This is a genomic window from Rhizobium sp. BR 317, from assembly GCF_047445835.1.
In the GTDB taxonomy this organism is placed as follows: Bacteria; Pseudomonadota; Alphaproteobacteria; order Rhizobiales; family Rhizobiaceae; genus Rhizobium; species Rhizobium paranaense.
The window spans coordinates 1-1426 of sequence record NZ_JARWLB010000127.1; the positions used below are offsets into that span (position 1 = coordinate 1).

General features: G+C 60.7%; 1 protein-coding gene. It reads right to left on the minus strand.

Features of this window, described 5'->3' with window-relative positions:
* The coding region (locus tag QD357_RS32255) for a hypothetical protein (RefSeq protein ID WP_414126072.1) at positions 1–1228 on the minus strand (1228 nt) is incomplete at its 3' end.
* Positions 1229–1426 lie beyond the last annotated feature (198 nt).

The following is a 1426-nucleotide window of genomic DNA, read 5'->3' on the forward strand; positions in this document are numbered from 1 at the left end:
CTCCGTTTTCTACGCAAAGCACCGACCCGTGCCCGGCGATATCRTGGACGAGATGCCCGACMGGGTCGCGGGCCGCTCGCATCAACGGAAATGGGCAGGTTCCAATCTCAAGCAGCAACGAGCCACCAACCAGCGGTCGATCATCGTCCCCGACCGAGGCAGGAAGATAGGCCAACTGAGCGAGGATCATCCACCMTGCCATCGGCCCATAGGTCCGCGGTAGTTCTCCTTCAAGATCAATCGGTTCACCTTGCGGCTGTCTCGCCGCGTCCAGCAGCGTTACCGTGCMGTCGCCGTTGATGCGAAGATCCTGCAGCGTCCCATCCGGCTTTTGAAATGCGACCATGCCCCGCTTGAAGGGCCTCGCTCGGGGCGTTCGGTCATACAGCCCAACGAGCAGACCGCTGGAGAAGGCGCCCTGCCTTGTGGCCATATCGCGAATGGCTTGGGCCCCGATGAGGTCTCCAAGGAAGACACCCTCAAGGCGATCTGCCAACCAGTGGCCGGCAGCTCGTGGATCCGCCGCAACCTTCCGTTCCAATTCCTCCGAAATCGCGTAAGCTACCTCACTCAGAAATAGGTCTGGTGCGCGGGGCGCAATCACATCTTCACCGCCAGCATGGCGATAGCTGCGCAACCATCCCTGCGAAGCGAGGCTGTCGATGACGTCACGTGTCGGCTGCTGCAAAGCATCGCGCCGCACTACAAACCCGWGCGACATTTCTAAGGCGAGCTCGCTCGAGGTTCGTGCCACATCGGCGACGAAGTCGCGCGCAAGAAGGCGAAAGCCGTGAGCCGCTTCMCMTAGTCCCGCAAAGCGCTTTCTCACGGCGTCGATGAACCAAATACCCAACATCGAGGACAGCACTACGCCATGGTMTGTGTGTCGGCTATCCTGGCTAATATCGGCGAGCAGCGTCCGAAGCAGCCAGGGAGCGCGGTATTCGCCGGCGAAATCTGCTCCTTTCAGGAAACCGATCCGGTGGGCCGCGAGAACCTCTTGCGCCTTCTGAAACTCTATCTGGCTCAACACGTCAACCTGGATAGTTTGGGCAGCCTCCCCCAGCGCGGAAACATCGCGGCCGTTCGAGCCGGAGAGCAAGCCGCCAACGTCGTCGGTCGTGGCCAGAAGCCGCAATCGCGGACCGAAGCCCGACTCAGAAAGTTCTTCCATGTCATTTGCAACCGGTGAGTCCGGAACGACTCCGTCAATCGCAAGGACAAGCACAGKGTCGCCAACGCTGCGCGAGAGGCGMCTGAGCCATTGACGGATGTCATCTGCTGTCACAGCCCACTMGAGCGCGGCGGATAGCGTATTTGCGATTCGCTGGAAGAGGCCTGCCCCTCCACGCCCACCGCGGACCAGAAAAACAGCGTACGTTTCCGAGGTCGCCATACGCTCTGCAAATTCTCGCAGGATGTGGCT